We start from the raw sequence: 22197 nt of genomic DNA on the forward strand, positions 1-22197 counted from the left end.
GGCGACCCGGTCAATGCATGATCACGCAGTCCGAAAATGCAGGTAGGCGGGGGTGTCTGCGAATCCGCGCATGATCACGATTCGAGAATGCCCAGGTCGGTGTGCCCTTCCTAGAATCCGTGCATGATCACGCCGGGAGACGGTGCAGGTTGGCGGGGCTTTTCCCGAATCTGTGCATGATCACGCTGGAGGGATGGCCAGGTCGGCGGGCCTTTCGCCGAATCCGCGCATGATCACCAACCAGGGAGGGGCTGGCCAGAAGGGATGACCACGAACTTGTGCATGATCACGCTCGGGGGGGTGTGCATGATCACGCCCCGGAAGGCCTGCGCATGATCACGCTCGGGGGAGGTAGGCCTGGGCTTGGAGGTTGTAGAGATCGGCGTAGAGGCCGTCGAGGGTGATGAGGTCGTCGTGCGTGCCATGCTCGAGGACCTTGCCGTGGTCGAGGACGTAGATCCGGTCGGCATAGCGCACACTCGCCAGCCGATGCGTGATCAGCACGACCGTCCGGCCGTCGGCGTGTCGCCTGATCCGCTCGAACAGTGCGTGCTCGGCCCGGGCGTCCAGCGCGGCGGTCGGCTCGTCGCAGATCAGCAGAGGGGCGTCCCGGTAGAACCCCCGGGCGACGGCGATCCGCTGCCACTGGCCGCCGGACAGCTCCTGCCCGTCCTTGAACCGGCGGTCGAGAAGCGTGCGATAGCCGTGCGGAAGCTCGGCGATGACCTGGTCGGCGCCGGCCACCTCGGCGGCCCTGATGATCGCATCCTCGGGCTTGTCCATGCCCATCGTGATGTTGTGGCGGGCGGTCAGCGGCCAGCGGGTGTGGTCCTGGGCGATGACGGCGATGTTGCCTCTCAGCTCGTCCGGGTCCACCTTCCGCACGTCGGCCGAGTCCCACAGGACGCGGCCGCTGTCCGGGTCGTAGAGCCCGGCGAGGATCTTCGCCAGCGTGGTCTTGCCCGACCCGTTCTCTCCAACGAGGGCCACGACCTCACCGCGCTCGATGTGCACGGAGACCCCGCGGAGCGCCGGGGTGTCGGCGCCCGGATAGCTGAAGGTGACGTCCTCGACCACGACCCGGTCGAACTCCGAGGGCATCTCGGCGGTCCGCCCGGCGGGGATCCGCGACTCGGCCTCGGCGGCGAAGTCGAGGAAGTCGGTGAAGTACAGCCCCTCCTCGTAGAGCCGGTTGGTCGCGTACATGAAGTTGGCGAGTGACGACTGCCCGGAGCGGATGGCGAGCACCGCGGTGCCGGCCACGGCGAGCGGCACCGCGGCGACCGCGAGGAGCACGCCGAGTGCCACGAAGACCACGCCTTGGCCGATCCCGCCGAGGCCCTCGCCGGCGACGCGAGCGGACGCCTGCCGCTTGGCCAGGTCGAGCAGGACCTTCTGCTCCGATCTGGCGATGCCGTCGTACATCCTCAGGAGGAAGTCGCGCATGGTGAACGTCCGGACCTCGGCGGCGGTGTCCTTGTCGGCCAGCAACTCCGTGACGATCCACTTGCGGCGCCGCTGCGGCACGAGCAGCAGGTCGGTCGCGTAGCTCATCCTGGCCGACCGCACCGCCGCCCAGGCGTCGGGCAGGACGGCCAGCAGGAGCAGCGGCAGCAGCACGGGATGCAGCACACCCAGCACTCCCGCCGCCGCCGCGATGCCGATGGCTCCGGTGAGGGTGTCGATCGCGGTGTACACCACCGTGTCGGCCGAGTCCATGCCTCGTATCCGCGCCCGCTGCAGAGAATCGTGGAACTCCGGGTCGTCGAAGCACACGAGGTCGACCCGGCTGGTCAGGCCGTAGAGCCGCTCCTCCGCGATCCGGTTGACCTGCGGGCCGAGCCTGGCCTGCGCCCAGCCGGCGCCGGCCTGAAGAACGGTCCTGATCGTCGCGGCCACCCCGACGAGCACGAGGCTGGGCAGCGCCGCACGGATGCGGTCGGGTGTCGGGCCCGACTCGAACAGCGCCGTCAGCACGCCCGTGGTGGCGAGCAGGCCGAAGGCCGTGAAGACGCCCCCGAGCAGGCTCAGCGTCACGGTCGCCGTCGTGTCGCGCGGGCTGGCCTGCCAGGCCATGCCGAGTGCCTGCCTGATCAGGTTGGGCAGGCGGCGCGCGACCGTGAGGAAAGCGATTCCCGCCATCGTGTCCCCATGGCGAATCCAGGTGAAGGAGGTCATGTCCGCGAGGTCGGGTGCGTCCCTCTGGGGATCGGAGGGGGAGCCGGCGCCCTCGGGGTCGTCGTGGGGGTCCCGTCGTTCCGTACCAGGAGGAGTGGACGCCATAAGTGCAGTGTGAGCATCTCGACCGACAAAACGCCACCCGAATGAAACCCCCCGGGTGAACGGCACACGTTGTACGGCGCAGCCGTGGCCGGCACCTCAGGCAAACCAGGCCGGTTTCTCAGGAGACCAGGCCGGCAGGCCTCCGTACCCGTTCCCGGCGGGACGGGCGATCAGCGCCGCGCCGCGGAGTCGGTCGAGCCGGTGGCGTGCAGATCGGCCTCGACGCGGGCGGCGGCGGCGAGCAGCGGCGGGAGCAGATCCCTGCGGACCGCCTCGAGTGTCGTACGGCTGGCATGGGAGGACACGTTCACCGCCGCGACCACGCGCCCGCTGCGATCCCTGATCGGCGCCGCGATCGAGCGCAGGCCCTCCTCGAGTTCCTGGTCCACCATCGCCCAGCCCTGCGCCCTGACCCGGTCGAGCTCCGCCCGCAGTGCCGCCGGCGAGGTCGTCGTCCGCGGTGTGAGGCGCTCCAGCGGGGAACGTTCGAGAGACGCGTCGAGCTCGTCGGGGGAGAGCCACGCCAGGAGCACGCGGCCCATCGAGGTGCAGTAGGCGGGGAAGCGGGTGCCGATGGCGATCGTCACCCGCATGATCCTCGCGGTGGGAACGCGGGCGACGTAGACGACGTCGCCGTCGTCGAGCACCGAGACGGACGCCGACTCGTGCACCTCGGCGACGAGCCGCTCCAGGTGGGGGAGGGCGACCTCGGGGAGCGAAAGACTCGAGAGGTAGGCGTAGCCGAGTACGAGGATGCGCGGTGACAGCGAGAAGAGTCGTCCGTCGGTCCGCACGTAGCCCAGCCCGACCAGGGTGAGCAGGAAACGCCGCGCGGCGGCCCTTGTCAGATCGGTCTTACGCGCGACGTCGCTGAGCGTGAGTTCCGGACTGGTCGCGTCGAACGCCCGAATCACCGCCAGACCCCGGGCGAGCGACTGGACGTACTCCTCGGCCATGGGCCGCCCCACCTCCCGACCGGGAACTCTAGCGTCTCGTCGTTGTTCGTATTCAGAACCGACGTTCTCATGGCGAACGACGTACCGGAAGAATGATCTGTTTCTTCATTGACGGGCTTTGAGGGCGGGCGTAGCTTCCACAGTACGTTCCGTACAAGAACTCTCGTTCGCTGTGCGAACAAGTGGAGTGCCGATGCACTGCTCCTTGCGGCATGTGCGTCCTGGCGGCGGTGGTGTCGGGCTTCGCTTGGCCGTACCGGACCGGCCGGTCGTGGCGATCGTGGGGGATGGCTCGGCGGTCTACGGGATCCAGGCGTTGTGGGGCGCGGCGCGCCACCGAATCGGGGCGATCTTCGTCGTGCCGGCCAACGGCCGTTACGCCGTCATGGACCGGCCGGCGGAGAGGCGTCGTTTCCGACTCCGAGTTCCCCCTAGGAGGATTTTTCATGACATTTATGGACGCGAAGATCTGGGCAGGATCGATCTTCGGCGGTGAATGGGCGACGTCGCGGGCCGGTGACTCTCCCGTCATGGAGCCGGCGACCGGCAACGAGATCGGCCGCGTGGGCGTCGCGGGTCCCGACGACGTCGCGGCCGCCGCCGTACAGGCGAACGCGGCCCAGCGTGGATGGGCCGCCGCCACGTTCGAGGAGCGGGCCGCCGTCCTGCGCAGGGCGGGCCGGCTGTTCGAGGAGCACGCGGAGGAGATCCAGGGCTGGATCATCCGCGAGACCGGTTCGATTCCCGGCAAGGCCGCGTTCGAGACCGCGGTCGCCGCCTCGGAGTGCTACGAGGCGGCCGCCCTGGCGTCCCAGCCGCCGGGGGAGATCCTGCCGACGGGGAGGCCGCGGCTCAGCCTGGCCCGCCGCGTGCCCGTCGGTGTGGTCGGTGTGATCGCGCCGTTCAACGTCCCGCTCATCCTCGGCATCCGATCGGTCGCGCCCGCCCTCGCCCTCGGCAACGCGGTCGTCCTCAAGCCGGACCCCCGTACGGCGGTGGGCGGGGGCGTGTCGATCGCCCGCGTCTTCGAAGAGGCGGGACTGCCCGCGGGCGTGCTCCACGTGCTTCCCGGCGGCCCCGACGTCGGAGAGGCCCTCGTGGGCGATCCGCACGTCCCTGTCATCTCCTTCACCGGGTCCACGGCGGCGGGCCGAAGGGTCGGGGAGATGTGCGGCCGACTGCTGAAGAGGGCGCACCTGGAACTGGGCGGCAACTCCGCGCTGATCGTCCTCGACGACGCGGATCTCGACCTCGCCGTCTCAGCCGGGGCGTGGGGCTCGTTCTTCCACCAGGGCCAGATCTGCATGACCGCCGGCCGGCATCTTGTGCACTCCTCCCTTCAGGAGGAATACGTGGCACGGCTGGCGGCCAAGGCCGACCACATGCCGGTCGGCGATCCGGCCACCGGGCAGGTCGCCCTGGGCCCCCTGATCGACGAACGGCAGCGCGACAAGGTCCACGCCCTGGTCACGGGCAGCGTGGACGCGGGTGCGCGGCTCGCGGCAGGCGGCACGTACGAGGGGCTGTTCTATCGGCCCACGGTCCTCGCCGACCTGACGACCGAGGCGCCCGCGTACGCGAACGAGGTCTTCGGGCCGGTCGCGCCGGTCATGCCGTTCTCCACGATCGAGGAGGCGGCGGCGCTGGCGGGGGACAGCGAGTACGGACTGTCGCTCGGCATCCTGACGCGGGACGTCATGAAGGGCCTGGCTCTCGCCGACCTCGTCCCCACGGGCATCGTGCACATCAACGACCAGACGGTGGACGACGAGGCCGTCGCCCCCTTCGGGGGGCTGGGCGCGTCGGGAACCGGTTCCCGATTCGGCGGAGGCAGGGCCAACATGGACGCCTTCACGCACACGCAGTGGGTCACGATGCAGGGGGACATCGCCAGGTACCCGTTCTGAATGCATGATCACGGCACGGGTTCGCGCATGTCAGGGCGGGCGCGCGCGAACCTGTGCATGATCACGGCCGGAGTTTGTGTAGATGGGGCGAGGTGCCGCCGAACCTGCGCATGATCACGGGGGAGAGGGTGGGGTGGTTGGGGGGCTTTAGGGTATTGATGGTGTTTATGGTTGACCATGGGTAATCGCGGTCGGGTGTTGCTCGTCGCTGGGTTCGTCCTGGCGGCATGGAACCTCCGGCCCGCGCTCGCAGGCGTCTCCCCGCTCCTGAACGACATCATGGGGGATCTCGGCCTCACCCCGGCCGCGGGCGGGGCGATCACCACGGTGATGGTGCTCTGTCTCGGGCTGCTCGGCCCGCTGGCCCCCGCCCTGTCCACCAGGCTCGGGCTCGACCGCACGCTGCTCGTCGGCCTGCTCATCCTGGCCACGGGCGTCATCGTGCGGAGTGCGGGAGGCCTCGTCACCCTGTACGTCGGCGCCGCCCTGGCCGGCACGGCTATCGCGATCATGAATGTGGCCATGCCCGGCCTGGTCAAGCAGCACTTCCCCTCGCGGGTGGGGTTCTTCACCGGCGTCTACGTCTCGTGCCTGGTGGCGGGAGCGGCGGTGGCGTCGTCAGTCATGGTGCCGCTGGCCAGGGAACACGGCTGGCGCACGGCCGCGGGCTCGGTCGCCGTGCTCGCGCTGGCGGCCGCGCTCCTGTGGGCGCCGCAGGCGTTCCGGCGTCCCGCCGGTGGCGGCCGGGCCGCGGGCCGTGGGCGATACCGCGCTCTGCTGCGTAGCAGGACCACCTGGGTGGTCATGACCTTCATGGGGCTGCAATCGCTGACCTTCTACGTCATGCTCGCCTGGCTTCCGACGATCTTCCAGGACGCCGGGCTCTCCGCCGATGAGGCCGGGTACATGCTCGGCCTCACGAACCTGGCTCAGATCGCCGCGACCCTCACCGTGCCTGTGCACGCGGGCAGGGCGCGTTCCCAGGTGCCGCACGTGACCGCGGCCGCCGTCCTGACCATGGCCGGATACGTCGGCGTCCTGCTGGCCCCGGCGGCACTGCCGTGGCTCTGGATGATCGTCCTGGGTATCGGGCAGGGCGCCTCGATCGCCCTGGCCCTGCTGATCATCACTCTGCGCGCGCCCGACCCGGCGTCGGTGACCGCGCTGTCGGCCGTCGCCCAGTCGAGCGGATACACGCTCGCCGCGCTCGGTCCTGTGGCCTTCGGCCTGATCCACCAGGCCACCGGTGACTGGACCGCGCCTTTGCTCGCGGGTCTCGGCGTCTGCGTCCTCCAACTCGGGTCCGGCTTGTTCGCCGGCCGTCCCGCGCCAGGTGACCTTGCGGCCGTGGCGGCTGCCGGGACGACGGGGCCGGGGGGCGGTCGCACCATCATCCGGTAGCCCGTCAGGAACGGACTGACCGATCTCCGACGAGATGGCATGAGCGTCTAAGCTTTAGGTAAGGCTTACCTAAGCGAGTGGAGAAGTCGTGCTCCTTGGCGCTCTCACCGAGAGTCTCGAAAGCCTCGCGGAGGAGAGGGACGGCATCATCGGCGTGCTTCCCGGGCTCGTCACCGAGTACTCCGATGGATGGATCCGTGCCTCAGAGTTGGTGCGGGAGCCGTACGGGGAACTGGCCGGCCTGGTGCGTGAGACGGCGGACCGGTGGGACGCCCCCCGCCACGTGGCCGCCGCGCTGCTGTGGAAGACCTACGGCTACTGGCACACGTTGCCGATGGCTCTCGGCTGGGGACTCGGGCGGCGCGTGCCGCTGATGCGGCTCGAGGACACCCTCGTGCGGTCATCCGAGGCGGGGGTGACCATCGCGGCCGAGAAGGTGACCGTCGCTGTCCTTCCCGGCGACCCGATGGCGGGCACTCCCGGCACGGTGGTCGTGGACAGCCTGGGCGCGGCGATCAGGGAGGCGCTGTTCGACGGGCAGCGGCCCGTCATCCGGGCCCTCGGCGCGCTGGCCAGGGTGGGGGAGCGCACTTTGTGGGGATCGACCGCGGAGGCGTTCGTCGGCCCGCTGCTCGAGCTCGGGCCCTACGACCAGGCGGCCGCGCTCCTCGCGGAGATCGGCCGCCCGGTGGACGGTCTGATGGTCCCCCATGAGGACGGCTATCGCCGCCGCACCTGTTGCCTCTGGGTGACCATCCGCCCCGAAGACCCCTGCACCACCTGCTGCATCCTCCCCTAACTCCCCCTTGGCCGTGATCATGCACACCCTCGGGGATGTGCCCCGTGAGATGCCCAGACTTCTCCCGTGATCATGCACACCTTCGGGGGAACCGCCGCTGAGCTGGCCGCACGCCCGCGGTGATCATGCACACCTTCGCACGCATGGCCGTTGGCGTGCACTTATGCATTTCGTGATCATGCGCACATTCGGGGGGCCACCGCTGAGCTGGCCATTTGACATCCGTGATCATGCACAGGCGAGCTCCTGGGTGCCGGGCGGTCATGCATGATCACGCGGTACGTTTTCGCAGGTCAACATGCATCGATCCGAATCCGTGCATGATCACGAAATTCGTCTCGGCAGGTCAAGGCGGCATTTCCAGAACCTGTGCATGATCACGGCGGGTGGGTGGCCAGCTCAGCAGCGGTTTCCCCGAAGGGGTGCATGATCACGGGAGATGTGTGAGCAGCTCACGGGGCACGTTCCCGAAGGGGTGCATGATCACGGCCGAGGGGGAGGGTTAGGCGGGGTCTAGGGGGCGGAGTTCGTCGGCGTAGCTGACGGACAGACGGCGCATCATCCCGTCCTGGTTGATGGAGTACTGCCCGAGGCGCCACAGAGGCGGGGAGTAGGCGTGGATCGACACGCTCCCGTGCTGCGCACCGGTCAGGCGGTGGATGTGGTCGGGGCCGAACGTGAACGACTCGCCCTCGGCGACGGCCGTCTCCAGGTGCTCGCCGCCGATCCGGGGGTTGCATTCCTTGAGCTCGCCGGTCACCACGCGCACCGCTCCCGAGGAGATGTCGTGGTCGTGCCAGCCCGTGTCGTCCTCCGGGCGCCAGCACAGCAGCCACACGTCCACAAAGGAGTCCCGGTAGAGCGACGCGTAGTGGCGGCCGCCGTCCTCGGCACCCTCGAAGTTGAGCTGCTCCTTCCACAGCTCGGGCTGCTCGGCCAGCTCGTTGACCAGCTCCGACAGCTCGCGGCGGTCGAGCGCGCGGGCGGGTAGCTGCTCGAAAGGAGCACAGCTCGCGGTGACCTGGACGGTGGGGGTGCTCATGACTGCGACTCCTTTCGTTTCAACATGCGATCGGGATTGCTCACGCGGATGGCGTGGCGGGCGGCTTCGCCGAACTCGGGCGACGGGGCCTCTGCGTACGGAAGATCCGAGCCGTTGACGACGACGTCGATGCCGAGTTCGCGGACCACCGCGTCGATGGCCCGCGGCCCGTAGGACGAGGTCTCGACGAACAGGTTCGCGTCCACGCGCCCCCGGCCCGAGCCGCCGCGGTTGATCTGTCGCTCCGAGTGAAGGGGTGCCAGGCCTGCCAGGAGGGCGAAGCAGACCTTCAGGCGGGGGTGCCTAGGCCGGCCGAACGCCTGGAAGGCGTACCACGAGGCGTGCATCTGCTGGACGTACGGCACGACCGCGGCCCACCAGGACGGGCCTTCCGGCGTGGCCGCCGGCCCGGGGTGGACGAACAGCGGCACACCGCGCTCCTCCAGCACGTCGAGCAGCGGGGCCACGGCCGAGAGTCCCTCGGCGTCCCCCAGGGCGGTGGCGGGTAACTGAAGCCCGCGGAACCCCTGGTCGAGGGTCCGCGAGAGCCGTACGGCGTCGACGTCGGTGACCGGTGCGGCGGCCCAGGCCCCGAACGGCGCGGGCAGGTCGCGGGCACCCGAGTGGTAGGCGTCGATCAGCGGCCACGCCTCGGCGGGCGGCAGGTGCTCGATTCCGAGGGGGCTCGACAATGAGACGAGCGCGAGGTCGAGATCGGCGTTGAGCTTGAGCCGGGAGTCCAGGTCGTGCGCGCCGGGGTCGACCTCGTAGGGGGCCTCGCCGTCCAGGATCAGCGTCCAGCCGTCGAGGAACGGCGGCTCGGCGCGGCGGCGCAGGGCGTCGAGGAACGACGGCGTCCACAGATGCTGGTGCACGTCGATGCTCATCGTCACCTCCTTCGTTGCCCCTATTCCCGACTGATAATACATGTAATCGGAGAAGGACAACCTTGTCAAGGCTCTGAATCGCTTCACTGATACGTTTCAGTGAACCGCTTCACCTCGTGAGGTGTCAAGACGTGAACGCCTGTCCGGCATAGGGTTACCGGGTGGCTCAGCGAAAGCGCGCGACGATTCGCGAGGTGGCGCAGGCGACCGGCCTCTCACCCGCCGCGGTGAGCTACGCCCTGCGGGGCATGCAGGTGTCCGAGGAGACCATCCAGCGGGTACGGCGGGCCGCCGCGGAGCTGGGATACGAGGCCGACCCGATCGCCCGGGCCCTCGCCAGCGGCCGTACCGGGATGATCGGTCTCCTCTGCGGCTCGCTGGAGGACCTGTGGCAGCAGTCGCTCGCGGTCGGCATCGGCCGCGCGCTGCGCGACAAGGACAGATACGCGCTCATCCTCGACGCCGCCGGTGACCCGGCCAGGGAGCGCACGCTCGCCCTTCAGCTCAGGGACCAGCGGGTCGACGGGCTGATCGTGCAGCCGGTGGACCCGGCGGCCAGGTTCTGGGCCGATCTGGCCGACTCCCTGCCCGTCGTGGCCATCGGCGACGCCCTGCTGCACGGGCACACCGCGGCCGAGGTGGTCTTCGACAACCGGCGCGGGGTCACGATGGCGCTGGAGTACCTCAGGGACAAGGGCCACCGCCGCGTCGCGGTGCTCACCCCGACCCGGCCGAGCACCCCCGACCGCCCCGCCGACGTCCACGTGATCGCGGAGGCCGAGCGGCTCGGCCTGGACATCGACGTCAGATCGGCCGGGCAGAGCCTCGCCGACTCTGCGGGCGTCGCGGCCGGGCTGCTGACCCGGGCCGACCGGCCGACCGCCGTGTTCTGCTTCTCCGACTCGATCGCCTACGGCGTGTACAAGGCGGTCGCCGAGCTCGGGTTGTCGGTGCCGGACGACGTCGCGGTGATGGGATACGACGACCATCCGATGTCGGAGCTCCTCGGCCTGACGACCGTGAACTGGGACCTCGACGGCATCGTCCGCGCCGCCGTCCGGCTGGTCGTCGCCGCCTCGGAAGGAAAGACCCACCGCCGCCGCATCGTCCAGGAACCCGGCCTGCGCGAGCGCGTGTCGGTCCGGCCGGGCGTGATCTAGGCGAAGGCCGGCAGCACGGTCCGTGCGGCCTCGATGTCGGCGTCGAGGGGCCGATCCTGCATGCGCGGGTCGAGCGGCACGTCACAGGAACGCCCACGCTGCCGCTGCGCGCGCACGGCCGCGACCAGCTCGCAGGCCAGGACGATCTCGTACGGCTCCCGCGTCGCGAGGCACGCCCGCGCGGCCTGGGTGCCGAACCCGGCGTGGTCCTCCACACTGCGCGAAAGGACCGCGCCCCCCAGCGTCACCGGGGCGGCGAGATTCCGCAGCGTGGCCAGGGCGTCATAGGCGACGTACTCGAGGATGAGGGCCCCCGAGGCGCCCGGCCGGTCGGCGAGGAACGGAATCAGGCCGGTGTAGGCGGGCTCCATCATGGTGGCCAGCCTCGCGGTGGACAACGACGCCGTCTGCACGAGCGCGGCGCGCAGCGCGTCGAGGGCGAGGGCCACGGGCGCGGTGTGGAAGTTGCCGTTGTGCCAGGCCCTGCCGCCCGCGATGAGCGGGTTCTCCGCCGCGGAGTTCATGTCGGTCGTGACCACCTGCTCGGCCGTGTCCAGCGCGTCGAAGGCCGCCCCGTGGACCTGTGGCAGTGCGCGGTAGCCGTAGGGGTCCTGGAGGCGGGGGGACGGTCCGGGGACGAGCAGGCGGCGCAGCCGCGTGGCCACCCTGGCCTGGCCGGGATGGCGCCGCGCGTCCTGCACGGGCTGTTCCAGCGGCTCGTCCGACGCGTCCACGGCGCGCCACGACTGGGCGGCCACCCCGATGGAGGCGTCGAGAAGCGGGCGGAGCCCCGCGCACGCCAGCGCGGCGTCGCCCAGTGTCATGGCGTTGGCGCTCATGAACGGCAAGGCGTCGGAGCCGGACAGGGCGAACGACGGCCCCTGCTCCGGCGACCATGAGGCGCGTCGCCAGGGGACCTCGCCCGTGAGGCAGAGGGCGGCCGTGGACAGGGCGGTGAGGTCGCCCGTGCCGATGGCGCCGTAGAGGCGGACGGGGGGAGTGAAGCCCTCATTGATCGCGTACGCGAGGACGGGGAGGACTCCGGGATTCACGCCCGACCCGCCCCGGAGGATCTGGTTGAGGCGGATCACCAGCATCGCCCGGGCCCGTTCCTCCTCGACCAGCGGCCCGGCTCCGCCGGCGTGGCTGCGCACCAGGTCGAGCCCCTGCTCGTGCACGGCCACGTCCTTGTTGGCCCCGACGCCCGTCGTCCGGCCGTACACGGGGCCGTGCAACTGGCTGGAGGCGCGCCAGGCGGCCTGGGCCGCGGCGGTGGAGCCGACCGCGACCCGGGCCTCGCCACGGGCCACCGCGCCGACCTGTTCGCAGGTCAGCGTGGTGCCGTCGAGGGTGATGTCAGTCGTCACCGAGGATCATGTTGAGAACCCAGCTGATCACGCCCACGATGATCGCGCCCCAGAAGGCGGCCAGGAACCCGCTGACGTGGAACGGAAGGTCGACCTTGTCGGCCACCCAGCTCGTGAGCAGAAGCAGAGCGGCGTTGACGACCAGGGCGAACAGGCCCAGCGTCAACACGTAGAAGGCGCACCCGATGGTCTTGATGATCGGCTTGAGCACCGCGTTGACGAGACCGAAGATGAGCGACACGGCGATCAGGGTGCCCGCCTGCTTGGCGGCGCTGCCGGTGTTGACCGTGATGCCGTCCACGAGCTGCGTGGACACCCACAGCGCTCCGGCGACGATCAATACCTTAAGGATGATCTTCAAAGGGGGGATCCTTCCATGATCGGAGAAGACGGTGCCAGGCGGCTGAGACGGACAAGCATGCTCGCCCCGCCCTCCGCCCGGCAAGCCTGCCCGGCCACCCGCGGCGCACCCCCGGTGACCCGCCTCGCTGACACGTTTTGATCGTATAGTTCGGCGGTCCCGGCACGGCGGGGCGGGTTCTCCGGGACCGCCTCCCCGGATCGCTCAGACCCGGATCGCCAGACCCGGATTGCTCAGATCTTCGGCAGATGGGCCATGAGGACCGGTGCGAGGAACTGGGCGTACTGCTTGGTCATGTGGCCCTCGTCCCGGTAGACGAGCAGGTTGCCGACGACCGGCGGACAGGTGCCCGCCGTGCCGCAGAACCACGCGGTCGGGTCGATCACCTTGATCTTGGCCTTCTTCGCCGCGGCGGCGATGGCGCTGCGGCGGGCCGGTGAGTGCAGGGCCTTCGGCAGCTTGTTCGTGCACAGGGTCAGGACCCGGGGGTTCTGAGCCAGGCACTCGGGCGCGTCGCTGTTGGGCCAGGGGATGTCCTGGATCAGAGTCATCTTCGTGCCGCGGGCGTTGATCTGCTTCAGCGTCGTCGCGAAACCCGCGCCCCAGGCGGCCGCGTTGTCGGTGTTCTTGGGGAAGATCGTCCCGTCCTCCGACGAGGACATGACGACCAGCGCGGGATGGAGCCTCTTGATCCTCGCGATCGTCTGCTTCCGCCAGGTGTCGCAGCTTTCGTACGCCTTGCCGGTGCGGACCAGCGTGATCGAGGAGACCTTGCACGAGGCCTTGGTCCACGAGTAGAGCTTCCAGTGGTTATCCAGGGCGAGCCTCTCCATGGAGGGGAACCAGCTCGCCGCGTGCGAGTCGCCGAAGAGCACGACCACCTTGCTCGACGTGAGGTCGCCGAAGGCGCACTCGGGCATGTCGACGCCGTCATAGCCCACGTGGCAGCCGTCGTCGTAGACGATCGCCTTGTCGTCCTTCACCGTGGTGAGAGAGGGCGTCAGGTTGCCGGGGAGCCGCTCGGGCGGGACGCCGTCGCCGATCGCGGACTTCAGGAAGCCCTCGGCGTCCGGCGTCGACGCCGACGCCATCGCGGCCGGCAGGTCCGCGACCTTCGGGCCGTACGGGATCGAGGGGGGCAGGGTGGCGGCCACCAGGGCGATCACCGCCGCGCCCGCGGACAGGGTGACGCCGAGTGAGATGGCCCGTCCCGGCCGGTTCTTGAAGGCGTGGTGGAAGCGGACCGGGTTCTCCACCAGGTAAAGGGTGACGGCGGCCAGGATCAGGCCGAGGCCGCAGAGCGCGAGATTGACCTTGAGCGTGCCGTGGAGGCCGAGTGCGGCGGGGCCGATGACGAGGAGCGGCCAGTGCCAGAGGTACCACCCGTACGACAGGCCGCCGATGCGCTGGAAGGGCGCCAGGCCCAGCAGCAGCCGGGCGTCGGCGCGTGCCGCCGCCGTGCCGCCCGCGATGACCAGGGCGGTGCCGGCCACCGGCAGGATCGCGTGATAGCCGGGGAAGGGGGTGTCGTTGTCGTAGACCACCGCCGCGACGACGATCGCGGCCAGGCCCACCCACGTCATGGCCGCGGCGATCCGGCCCGGGGTGCGGGCGAGCCGTGTGGCGGCCAGAGCGACGAGCGCTCCCGCGCCCAACTCCCAGATGCGGGTGTGCGAGCCGAAGTACGCCCAGGGGGCCGAGCGCGGGGTGTCCACGATGCTCAGCAGCAGCGACACGGCCGACAGGACGACGAGCGGAACCGCCAGGTACCGTGTCCGGCTGCTGCGGCCGCCCCTGCTGAGCAGCCAGGCGGAGACGATCAGCAGGAGGGGCCAGACGAGGTAGAACTGCTCCTCGACGGCCAGCGACCAGAAGTGCTGGAACGGCGAGGGCGGGGCCCCCTCCTGCAGGTAGTCGGTGCCGGTGATCGCCAGCCGGAAGTTGATCGCGTAGAGCGTGCTGGCCAGGGCGTCCTTGGTGTATTCGGCGAACCTGACCGGCGTGAGCCACAGCCAGGAGCCGATCACGGTGAACACGACCACGATCGTGGAGGCCGGCAGGAGCCGCAGGGCCCGCCGCGCGTAGAAGCGCCGGATCGAGATGCGGCCGGTGGTGTCGAGTTCGCGCAGCAGCAGCGAGGTGATCAGGAAGCCGGAGATCACGAAGAAGACGTCGACGCCGATGTAACCACCGGCGAACAGGGCCACCCCGGAGTGGCTCAGCACGACGAGCGACACCGCGACGGCGCGCAACCCCTCGATGTCGGTCCGCTTGCGGGCGTGAGGAGGGGAAGCGGGCTCAGCGCGCTCGGTTCTTTCCAGTGGCACGGGGGTCACGTGCGTCACTGCGCGTTTCTCCCGGCGGCCGGCGCGATGCGCGAAGCGGGAGGGCGTTTCCGGGGAGACGGCATAGCGACAAACCGAAACAGAAAACATCGACGCAGGTCAAGCCCTGGCAAACAGGTGTTCCGCCGAAGTTCATACGCGTTTCATATAGGTGGCTACCAAATGTCTACAAGGTGGGGCGAATGGGTCGCGTGCGTGCTCGACGGGCGCGATCCGCGCGTTGACGAGCAGAGGGCGTCGGCAAAGGGATCGTGGTCTCTGACTACCCTTTTCTCTGCCATGGGCATAACCGGCACGGCTTGGGGCAATCACGATTTTTGGGGTGAGTGTGGATGGACGTGGAAGAGCTCGATTCGTTGTCGGCCAAGGAGTTGCACGACCGCGCCGTGCACTACGCCGTACGGCACGGCGATTTCGGTTTCCTCTGGGACCTGCTGAAGCTGATCCCGGCCGCCGAGGCGGCCAGCGGCAACTCCGATGAGACGGCGAACGATCTCAGCCGGGTGTCCGCGCTGCTCAGCGATGCGATGGCGGCAGGAGAGGGAGAGCTCGGCGATGCCCTGCGACCCGTCTACGTGGACTACCTGTCCAAGCATCCTGACGCCTGAGGTCCCCCCTGCGGGGGCTTAGAGCTCGAAGGGGTCGTGGTGGACGTGCCGGTCGCGCACGCCCGCCTTGCGTAGCTCCGCGTGGACCCGCCGGACGAGACCGGGGGGACCGCACAGGTAGACGTCGCGGTTCCCGATGCCGGGTACGAGCCGGGCCAGCCCCGGTGCGGTGAGCTCCTCGGGGATGTGCCGGCCGTCGGCATCCCCATGAGCGTCGCTTCGCCCGCCGTTCTCCCGGCCGTCGTCGTCCAGCAGGTAGACCAGGCGTGCGCCGCGTGACCTGGCCAGCTCGTCGAGCTCGTCGCGGAAGACCACCTCGCTGTCCGTCCTGGCCCGGTAGAGGACGACCGTCCCGGGCGGCATCTCCTCGAGCAGGGCCCTGATCGGCGTGATCCCGATGCCCGCCGCGATCATCAGAACGTCCTTGTTGACCCGTGCGCCGGCCGTGAAACTCCCGTACGGGCCCTCCACCACGACCCGGGTGCCGACCCGGACCTCCTGCAGCCCGCGGGTGTGGTCGCCGAGTGCCTTCACCGTCACGCGCAGGCGGCGCCCGTCGGGAGCGGCCGACAGGGAGAAGGGATGGGCCTGTCCCCAGTCGCTGCGTGTGAGGAACCGCAGCCACAGGAACTGGCCCGGCTGGACCTGGAACTCGCGCATCCGGCGGCCGCCGATGTGGATCGAGGTGACGTCCGGCGTCTCCCGGACCACGTCGGACACCCGGAAGCCGTGCCGCGCGACCAGTCTGGCCGGCCGTACGATCCGCCGCCAGACGGCCAGCGTGAGGGCCGTGCCGTACAGGACGATCCAGGAGACCCTGGCGATTCCCTTGATGTCGGTGGAGATCATGATCGTGTGGGCGAACGCCAGCGCGGTTCCCAGGTAGGCGTACAGATGCAGGTAGTACCAGGTCTCGTAGCGCATCCGGCGCTTGATCGCGCGGATCGAGGTCAGGCCGATCATCACGATCAGAGCCGTGCCGACGTAGGCCGCGAGCAGCCAGGGATAGTCGTAGACGAACCTCATCGTCTGGTCCGCCAGGCTTCTCCCGGCGGCGTGGCCGACGGTGCTGAAGACGATGTGCGCGGTGATGAACGCGAAGACGGCGGCCCCCAGCCTGCGGTGCCACACCGAGATGAGCCGCGTGTCGAGGACCCTGCTCATGAGGATGAGCTGGACCGCGATGAGGTATCCGGCGAGCATCCCGGCCAGCCTGCCGGTGCCGACGAGGGGGTCGGCGGCGAAGCGGCCGCCCGAGTGGACCGCCCAGGGCACGAGTGCCGCGGCCGCTCCCAGCCAGAAGATCGCCGGCCAGAGCCACGTCGTGGAGGCGCGAGCCGTACCTGCCCGTGAGCGGTCCGCCGGGGCCGCGCCCGTCAAGTCGGTGTGTGCCATCCCCCGACCATCGCCGATGGATATGAGGCGGATCTGAACGAGCCACCCGTGGCCGGGGGCGCGATCGGCTGGTGCGCCGCGGATACGGGCGCCGGCCTGCGGCGTTCCTTCATGAACTTCTCATCGTCTCAGGCCAGGATGGCGTGGTGGTCAAGACACGGATGCTGGTCGTGGACGACGATCCGGACGTACGCGACGCGATCGCGCGCGCCCTTCGCGGGGAGGGATACCGCGTCACGACCGCCGACGACGGCGAGTCGGCGCTCGCCGCGATCACCGGCGGCACGCCTGAACTCGTGCTGCTCGACGTGCTGATGCCGCGGATCGACGGTCTGGAGGTCTGCCGGAGGCTGCGGGAGAAGGGCAACCGGGTCCCGGTGCTGATGCTGACCGCGCTGGAAGAGGTCGGGGACCGGGTGGCCGGCCTCGACGCGGGCGCCGACGACTACCTGGTCAAGCCCTTCGCCGTGGAGGAACTGCTGGCCCGTGTCCGGGCGCTGCTGCGCCGTACGGGCCCGGCGGAGCCGGCGGCGGGCTTCGCCGACCTGACGCTGCTTCCGGAGAGCAGGCAGGCGAGGAGGGGAGGCCGGGTCATCGACCTGACGAGGACGGAATACGCCCTGCTCGACCTGTTGATCCGCAACGGCGGACAGGTGCTCACGCGCAAGGTCATCCTGGAGCGGATCTGGGGGCAGGCCTTCCGTCCCGCGTCCAATTCGCTGGAGGTCTACATCCGCTACCTGCGCAGGAAGACGGAGGCGGCGGGGGAGCCCCGGTTGATCCACACCGTGCACGGCCTCGGATACGCCCTCAGGGAGACGATCAGGGACACCCTTCGCGACGCGGGCGCGTTCGGAGAGGCGGCCGGGCGCTGATCCCGGCTACGCGACCGAGGTCGATCCTTCCCCAGTAGGGTGACGTCATGGCATTCGTCCACGTTGAGCGCACCGAAGATGGATTCGTCGCCCGTAACGATCGGGGCGCGGAGATCACCATGGGCACGTCGGAGGGCCGGTTCAGCCCGCTGGAACTGCTGCTCGCGGCCGTGGGCGGATGCAACATCATGACCGTCGAGCCCCTCACCGCCCAGCGGGGCCACCGGCTCGTACGGCTGGCCATGGATGTGACGTCCGAGAAGGCCGGCCCCACCCAACTGGAGTCCGTCACGGTCACCTACGACGTCGAGGCGCCGTCCGAGGAGGCCCGGGAGGTCTTCGAGTCGGTGGCGCAGCGGGTCCACGAGCGGCACTGCATCGTGAGCCGTTCACTCGAGCGGGGCACCGAGGTCCGCATCGTCCTCAACGGGTAGTCCCGCCTGACCCGCGTTCACCCGTTGGTCCCGACAGTCTCCGCGTCCGCCGAGGGCGGATCGAGCGGATCGATGTGACGAGTTCCACATCCGCCCGGCCGGGTGTTCTTCCGAGTGGTTGCTCTGAGTGGGTTTCGTGGGCGGGAAATCGGGGATTCCAGGGCCCCGGCTTCGTCGTGGGGGGTGTCGCTTGACCGTGTCGCACCTGGTCAACGCCGGATGTAGGCCGAAAATCCACCTGTCGATGACGAGTTCATGACAACCACGGCGCTAGTGTGGTAGCAGGTCGAGAGGACCAGTTGAAGCTTTACCGAAGGACGCGGAGGGGGAACCGCGTCCGGCAACAAGCGGGGGCCTGCCGGTGCCTTTGGGGAGGGCATGACTGGCGGAACCGCTTCAGCCGAGGCCGGACAGTTGGGGGACTGTCCGGCCTCGGCGTTTTTTTATGCCCCAAATCTGTCGAACGTGGCGGCCCGTGGTCGTCCGCCACTGGCAGGGTCCTGGAACCCATGCGGCCGCTGACGATCGTCGTTCTCTCCGGACGGCCCATGCCGTCATCTACTCCCGCACCCGGGCGATGCCCATGCTCGCCCGGCGAGGCGTCGCGGGCGGACGGCGGGCCGATGCGGCGACTGCTCATCCGTTCTCGCGCGAGGTTCAGCGATCGGCGTGGCCGGCCTTGGGGGCTTTGCCCAATCGGGGCGGTGACCAGACGTGGCCTGACGAGCCCGTTACCCGGGCCGCTTTTACCCTCTCCATGCCGATGTGTGCCCACCCTCTTTCCTGACCGAGCCCCTGACTTGCTCTTTGCCCGGAGGGCTTTGCCTCGGTACGCCGTCGTACTCAGGTGATGGGGGCTTCTGTCGCGTTGAATCAGGCCTTGTGGCCGTCTGAGCTCGTGGTCTCCCCTTGGGAGAAGCGGTAGATCTTCTGGGTGTTATGGGGGATTTACTTGGTTCTATCCTGACTTGTCTTGTAGAGTCCCAATTGCTACCGACCGGTGGCTGCAAGTCCAGGAGAAGAGATCAGCGGTGGGTGACCCCACCAGCGGCCTTCACTCCAGATCCTTTCGGACCACGTCTGACATACGGCGGCCTCACGGCCTGTCCTCATAGCTTCCGCGCCTGAGCGTGTGTCTCGCGGGCGATCGATTTATCTCGCCCGGCCAAGCGACCCGCGTCCACGGCCAGTCCGAACCGCAAGGTTCGATCGCCGACGCAAAGTCGCTCATCCGTCGTCTCACGAAAGATCCCCAGGCTTTCCATGAAGACCTTTCTCGATCCGCGTACCAAGGCCGTAGCCGGCCTGTGTACCAACGCCGTCCGTGACCTGTTCGGCAAGGGTGTCCGCGAAGTGCGCGCCCACCGGACCGTGTCGTCCGTGACCTCCGTGGCGTGCGCCGCCATCATCGGCGCCTCCATCATGGGTGCCGCGCCGGTCGTGAAGCCGGCGGTGAACGAAACCCTCGCCGCCGCTCCGGCGGGCGTCGAGAACGAGCAGGTTCTCCTGCGGGGCTCGACGAGCGGTTCGTACTTCTGGGACGACGGTTCGGGCCGGCTGGGGGACACCGGGCAGCCCGCGATCGGCAAGCCCATGCAGCAGGGCCTGTTCGCCAGCCCCAGCTGGCCGCTCGGCACCGAGGGCTACGTCTTCTACAACGGCCGCAGGGCGAAGTTCTTCATCGGCGACCGCGGCCCCGGCACCCCCTCGAACGACGGCGTCATGCTCGACATCGACGGCAAGACCTTCGCCGATCTCGTCGGCGCCAGCTGGAATTCCGACACGCTCACGGTCGGCAGCTCCCAGGGGCACATCCCGGTGGAGTACGTGGTGACCAAGTGGGGCGACGGTCCCGGCAAGAGGGGTACTCCGGTCCCCTTCTCCAGCGGTGCGTGGAGCAGCAGCTGAGCCTGTCGCGGCGCCCTTTGCGAGACTCCCGCACCTGATTTCCGATGTGCGTGCCGTCCTCGGGGCTGCTAAGGTTACCCACGTCGCAGGCGCCGCTAGCTCAGTTGGTTAGAGCAGCTGACTCTTAATCAGCGGGTCCGGGGTTCGAGTCCCTGGCGGCGCACTTCGCAGAAGACCGGCGCATTCCTCGTTCAATCGAGGGGTGCGCCGGTCTTTTTCGTGCCCGGCTGTTTTTTCGTGCCCGGACTCCGCGGCCCTCGCCCGTCACGAGCACGTACTCGCCGAAGATCGTGACGCTCCTGCCCGGACTCGTCACTTCTGGTGCGTGGTTCACGGATTGATCGGACATATCCCAGGGGAGCCTTCGCGTGGTAACGGTAAAGGCTGAAGATCCGCTGCATCCCTGACCGACTGAGAGGTGCCCGGTGGCGGAGTTCGTGCCTGGACAGACCGCGCTCGTGGTCCACGTGCCTGAGGCGGAAGCCGTGGTGAGCGCCTGGCGGCGGCGGTTCGACTCCTCCGCCGCCCTCGGGGTCCCCGCGCACGTGACGGTGCTCTACCCCTTCCTCGACGCCGACCGCGTCGACGCCGAGGTCGTGGCCGCTCTGGGGGAGGTGTTCGCCGCCCATGACGCGTTCGAGGCGCGGTTCTCCACCTGTGGCCGCTTCCCTGACGTGATCTACCTGGCCCCCGACCCTGACGGCCCGTTCCGGGAGCTGACCGAGGCGGTCGCGGCGCGCTGGCCCGAGGCTCCGCCGTACGGCGGGCGGTTCGAGGACGTCATGCCGCACCTGACCGTGGCCGAGGGCGTGGCCCCCGATGTCCAGGACATGATCGAGGCCGATTTGGCCGGGCGGTTGCCGGTGATCACTCGCGTCCGTGCCGTGGCGCTGGAGACCTACGACGGAGCGCTGTGGAAGGAGACGGCCTCCTTCCCGCTCGGGTGATCAAGTGCTGTGAGCACGGTTTTGTCGGTCGGGCCGATCAGACTCGGCAGGGTCTTCCCCGATCCTGGAGGTCACGATGGCGAGGCGTAGATCGCCGGTGCGGAAGCGGGGGCGCGGCAGGCGAGGCGCGCGCGGGAACGGCGTGGTGTGGGCGTCGGCTGTCGTGGTCGTGCTCATCGCGGTGACCGAGGCCGTGAGAGCCATGGGGTGGGCGTTACTGCTCGCGATCGCCGTCGTGGTCGTCGTCCTGCCGGTCGCCGCCTTTCTCGTGATCCGCCGAATGGGGGCGAGCTACCGCAAGGACGCGCTGCGGAGGGCCGGGCTCGACCGGCTCGATCCACGGCGGTTCGAGGAACTCGCCGCCGAGTTGTTGCGCCGGGACGGCTTCCGCAAGGTGAGCGTCATCGGGGGAGCGGGAGACCGGGGCGTCGACGTGCTCGGCGTCGCTCCGGACGGCGCGCGCTACGCGATCCAGTGCAAGTACTACACGCGTGCGGTGGGCCCCGGGCAGGTGCGTGACTTCGTCGGGGCCCTGCAGGCCAGGCCGTACCGGGATCATCGCGGTGTCCTGATCACCTCCCACCACCTCAGTGCGGAGGCGGCCAGGACGGCGCGGGATCACGATGTGGTCGTCATCGACCGCGAGCGGCTGGGCGACTGGCTGCTCGACGCCTACCGCCTCGGGCCGGGCGGGCGGTCACCGGCCTGGCTGGCCAGGTTGCGCCGTGGCCGGGAGGCCGCCGAAGGCTCCCCGCATCCCGGACCGTGAGCCGAGGAAGGGCGGTGGTGTGATGGGGCAGGCCACGGTGATCGGCCGATCGCCGTCCGGGAAGGGGTTCGACGGTGCGACTGCTCGACGACCGGACGCTGGAGCGCTCCGCGGTGGTGGCCAACCGCACGATGAACCGCGAACGCGGCCTGACCGGCTCCAACGGCTACGGCCGAGCGCTGGGCCTCGACGTGCTGGACGTCCTGCGCTCCCGGTCACCCGCCCGGCCGGTGGTGCGATGGCTCGATCTCTGTTGCGGTACGGCACGGGCTCTCATCGAGGCCTCCCGCGAACTCGGCGACGAGGCGGAGGTCGTGGGGGTGGACCTGGTCGACTTCTTCGCCGGTCCCTCCCGGCCGCCGCGGCTGCGGCTGATCACCGCATCGATCACCTCGTGGGAGCCCGATGAGCCGTTCGACCTGATCACCTGCGTCCACGGCCTGCACTACGTCGGCGACAAGCTGAGGGTGCTCTCCCGGATCCCCACGTGGCTGGCCGGCGACGGCCTGTTCGTCGGCGACTTCGACATGCGGTGCATCCGGCTGGAGGACGGCTCGCCGGCGGGACGATGTCTCAACGCGGCGCTCAGGGCGTCGGGATTCACCTACGACTCGCGGCGCCGCCGGATCACCTGCCGGAACGGCGGGGGCGGCGACCTGCCCTATCGGTACCTGGGATCCGACGACGACGCCGGGCCGAACTACACCGGTCAACCGGCCGTGGACTCCTACTACGTCTTCCTGGACTGACCGT

The 22197-nt window shown here is 69.5% G+C and carries 20 protein-coding genes and 1 tRNA gene; 13 read left to right on the top strand and 8 right to left on the bottom strand.

The window, feature by feature from the left end; all coding sequences use genetic code 11:
* Positions 1-336: 336 nt before the first annotated feature.
* Together Psi02_RS20105 and Psi02_RS20110 are read right to left on the bottom strand one after the other, a co-directional pair.
* On the bottom strand, positions 337-2283 hold the full coding sequence (locus tag Psi02_RS20105; RefSeq protein WP_239095014.1) for an ABC transporter ATP-binding protein: 1947 nt from the start codon (positions 2281-2283) through the stop codon (positions 337-339).
* Between the two features lie 170 nt (positions 2284-2453).
* Positions 2454-3239 (bottom strand): IclR family transcriptional regulator domain-containing protein, encoded by a 786-nt coding sequence (locus tag Psi02_RS20110; RefSeq protein ID WP_203976335.1) that lies wholly within the window; start codon positions 3237-3239, stop codon positions 2454-2456.
* Between the two features lie 193 nt (positions 3240-3432).
* On the opposite strand from Psi02_RS20110, the gene Psi02_RS20115 reads away from it, so the two are divergent.
* The 4 genes from Psi02_RS20115 (at position 3433) to Psi02_RS20130 (ending at position 7346) form a co-directional block, all read left to right on the top strand.
* Entirely contained in the window at positions 3433-3735 is a 303-nt protein-coding gene (locus Psi02_RS20115) for a thiamine pyrophosphate-dependent enzyme (protein ID WP_203976337.1), read from the top strand.
* Positions 3686-5146, top strand: coding sequence for a benzaldehyde dehydrogenase (locus Psi02_RS20120; protein ID WP_203976339.1), 1461 nt, complete (start codon positions 3686-3688; stop codon positions 5144-5146). Before Psi02_RS20115 ends, Psi02_RS20120 begins: the two co-directional genes overlap by 50 nt.
* Positions 5147-5341: 195 nt before the next feature.
* Entirely contained in the window at positions 5342-6547 is a 1206-nt protein-coding gene (locus tag Psi02_RS20125; protein WP_239095015.1) for a CynX/NimT family MFS transporter, read from the top strand.
* An 88-nt stretch (positions 6548-6635) separates the two neighbouring features.
* Positions 6636-7346: a hypothetical protein gene (locus tag Psi02_RS20130; protein ID WP_203976343.1), complete on the top strand. Its 711-nt coding sequence runs from the start codon at positions 6636-6638 to the stop codon at positions 7344-7346.
* A gap of 502 nt (positions 7347-7848) precedes the next feature.
* Here Psi02_RS20130 and Psi02_RS20135 read toward each other — a convergent pair.
* Both Psi02_RS20135 and Psi02_RS20140 read right to left on the bottom strand, forming a co-directional pair.
* Entirely contained in the window at positions 7849-8388 is a 540-nt protein-coding gene (locus Psi02_RS20135) for a cysteine dioxygenase (RefSeq protein WP_203976345.1), read from the bottom strand.
* Positions 8385-9275: an amidohydrolase family protein gene (locus tag Psi02_RS20140; protein WP_203976346.1), complete on the bottom strand. Its 891-nt coding sequence runs from the start codon at positions 9273-9275 to the stop codon at positions 8385-8387. The genes Psi02_RS20135 and Psi02_RS20140 overlap by 4 nt, the downstream gene beginning before the upstream one ends.
* Before the next feature lie 161 nt (positions 9276-9436).
* Between Psi02_RS20140 and Psi02_RS20145 the strand changes: the two genes are divergently transcribed.
* Positions 9437-10435: a LacI family DNA-binding transcriptional regulator gene (locus Psi02_RS20145; RefSeq protein ID WP_239095016.1), complete on the top strand. Its 999-nt coding sequence runs from the start codon at positions 9437-9439 to the stop codon at positions 10433-10435.
* On the opposite strand, the gene Psi02_RS20150 is transcribed toward Psi02_RS20145, so the two are convergent.
* From Psi02_RS20150 to Psi02_RS20160, 3 genes are all read right to left on the bottom strand, one after another.
* Positions 10432-11802, bottom strand: coding sequence for an aromatic amino acid lyase (locus tag Psi02_RS20150; RefSeq protein ID WP_203976348.1), 1371 nt, complete (start codon positions 11800-11802; stop codon positions 10432-10434). The two genes, Psi02_RS20145 and Psi02_RS20150, sit on opposite strands and share 4 nt — an antisense overlap.
* The gene (locus Psi02_RS20155) at positions 11792-12163 is read right to left on the bottom strand and encodes a phage holin family protein (protein WP_203976350.1); all 372 of its coding nucleotides are present in this window, start codon (positions 12161-12163) and stop codon (positions 11792-11794) included. The genes Psi02_RS20150 and Psi02_RS20155 overlap by 11 nt, the downstream gene beginning before the upstream one ends.
* Before the next feature lie 233 nt (positions 12164-12396).
* A complete protein-coding gene (locus Psi02_RS20160) occupies positions 12397-14508 on the bottom strand; it encodes an acyltransferase family protein (protein WP_203976352.1) in 2112 nt (703 codons plus the stop codon).
* Positions 14509-14840: 332 nt separating this feature from the next.
* Between Psi02_RS20160 and Psi02_RS20165 the strand changes: the two genes are divergently transcribed.
* Positions 14841-15116 carry a hypothetical protein gene (locus tag Psi02_RS20165; protein ID WP_203955560.1) on the top strand — a complete coding sequence of 92 codons (276 nt, stop codon included), beginning with the start codon at positions 14841-14843 and terminating at the stop codon, positions 15114-15116.
* 18 nt (positions 15117-15134) lie between these two features.
* Here the strand turns inward: Psi02_RS20165 and Psi02_RS20170 are convergent, their stop codons facing one another.
* On the bottom strand, positions 15135-16511 hold the full coding sequence (locus Psi02_RS20170; RefSeq protein ID WP_203976354.1) for a ferredoxin reductase family protein: 1377 nt from the start codon (positions 16509-16511) through the stop codon (positions 15135-15137).
* A 146-nt stretch (positions 16512-16657) separates the two neighbouring features.
* On the opposite strand from Psi02_RS20170, the gene Psi02_RS20175 reads away from it, so the two are divergent.
* From Psi02_RS20175 to Psi02_RS20205, 7 genes are all read left to right on the top strand, one after another.
* Entirely contained in the window at positions 16658-17386 is a 729-nt protein-coding gene (locus tag Psi02_RS20175; protein WP_425564541.1) for a response regulator transcription factor, read from the top strand.
* Between the two features lie 47 nt (positions 17387-17433).
* A complete protein-coding gene (locus Psi02_RS20180) occupies positions 17434-17820 on the top strand; it encodes an OsmC family protein (protein ID WP_203976356.1) in 387 nt (128 codons plus the stop codon).
* A 1263-nt stretch (positions 17821-19083) separates the two neighbouring features.
* Positions 19084-19728 (top strand): hypothetical protein, encoded by a 645-nt coding sequence (locus tag Psi02_RS20185; RefSeq protein WP_239095017.1) that lies wholly within the window; start codon positions 19084-19086, stop codon positions 19726-19728.
* Between the two features lie 89 nt (positions 19729-19817).
* Positions 19818-19891, top strand: a tRNA-Lys gene (locus tag Psi02_RS20190).
* A 262-nt stretch (positions 19892-20153) separates the two neighbouring features.
* On the top strand, positions 20154-20675 hold the full coding sequence (locus Psi02_RS20195) for a 2'-5' RNA ligase family protein (RefSeq protein ID WP_203976358.1): 522 nt from the start codon (positions 20154-20156) through the stop codon (positions 20673-20675).
* Between the two features lie 76 nt (positions 20676-20751).
* Positions 20752-21444 (top strand): restriction endonuclease, encoded by a 693-nt coding sequence (locus Psi02_RS20200; RefSeq protein WP_203976360.1) that lies wholly within the window; start codon positions 20752-20754, stop codon positions 21442-21444.
* 74 nt (positions 21445-21518) lie between these two features.
* Positions 21519-22193 carry a class I SAM-dependent methyltransferase gene (locus Psi02_RS20205; RefSeq protein ID WP_239095018.1) on the top strand — a complete coding sequence of 225 codons (675 nt, stop codon included), beginning with the start codon at positions 21519-21521 and terminating at the stop codon, positions 22191-22193.
* Positions 22194-22197: the final 4 nt, after the last annotated feature.

Source organism: Planotetraspora silvatica, assembly GCF_016863315.1.
Taxonomy (GTDB): domain Bacteria; phylum Actinomycetota; class Actinomycetes; order Streptosporangiales; family Streptosporangiaceae; genus Planotetraspora; species Planotetraspora silvatica.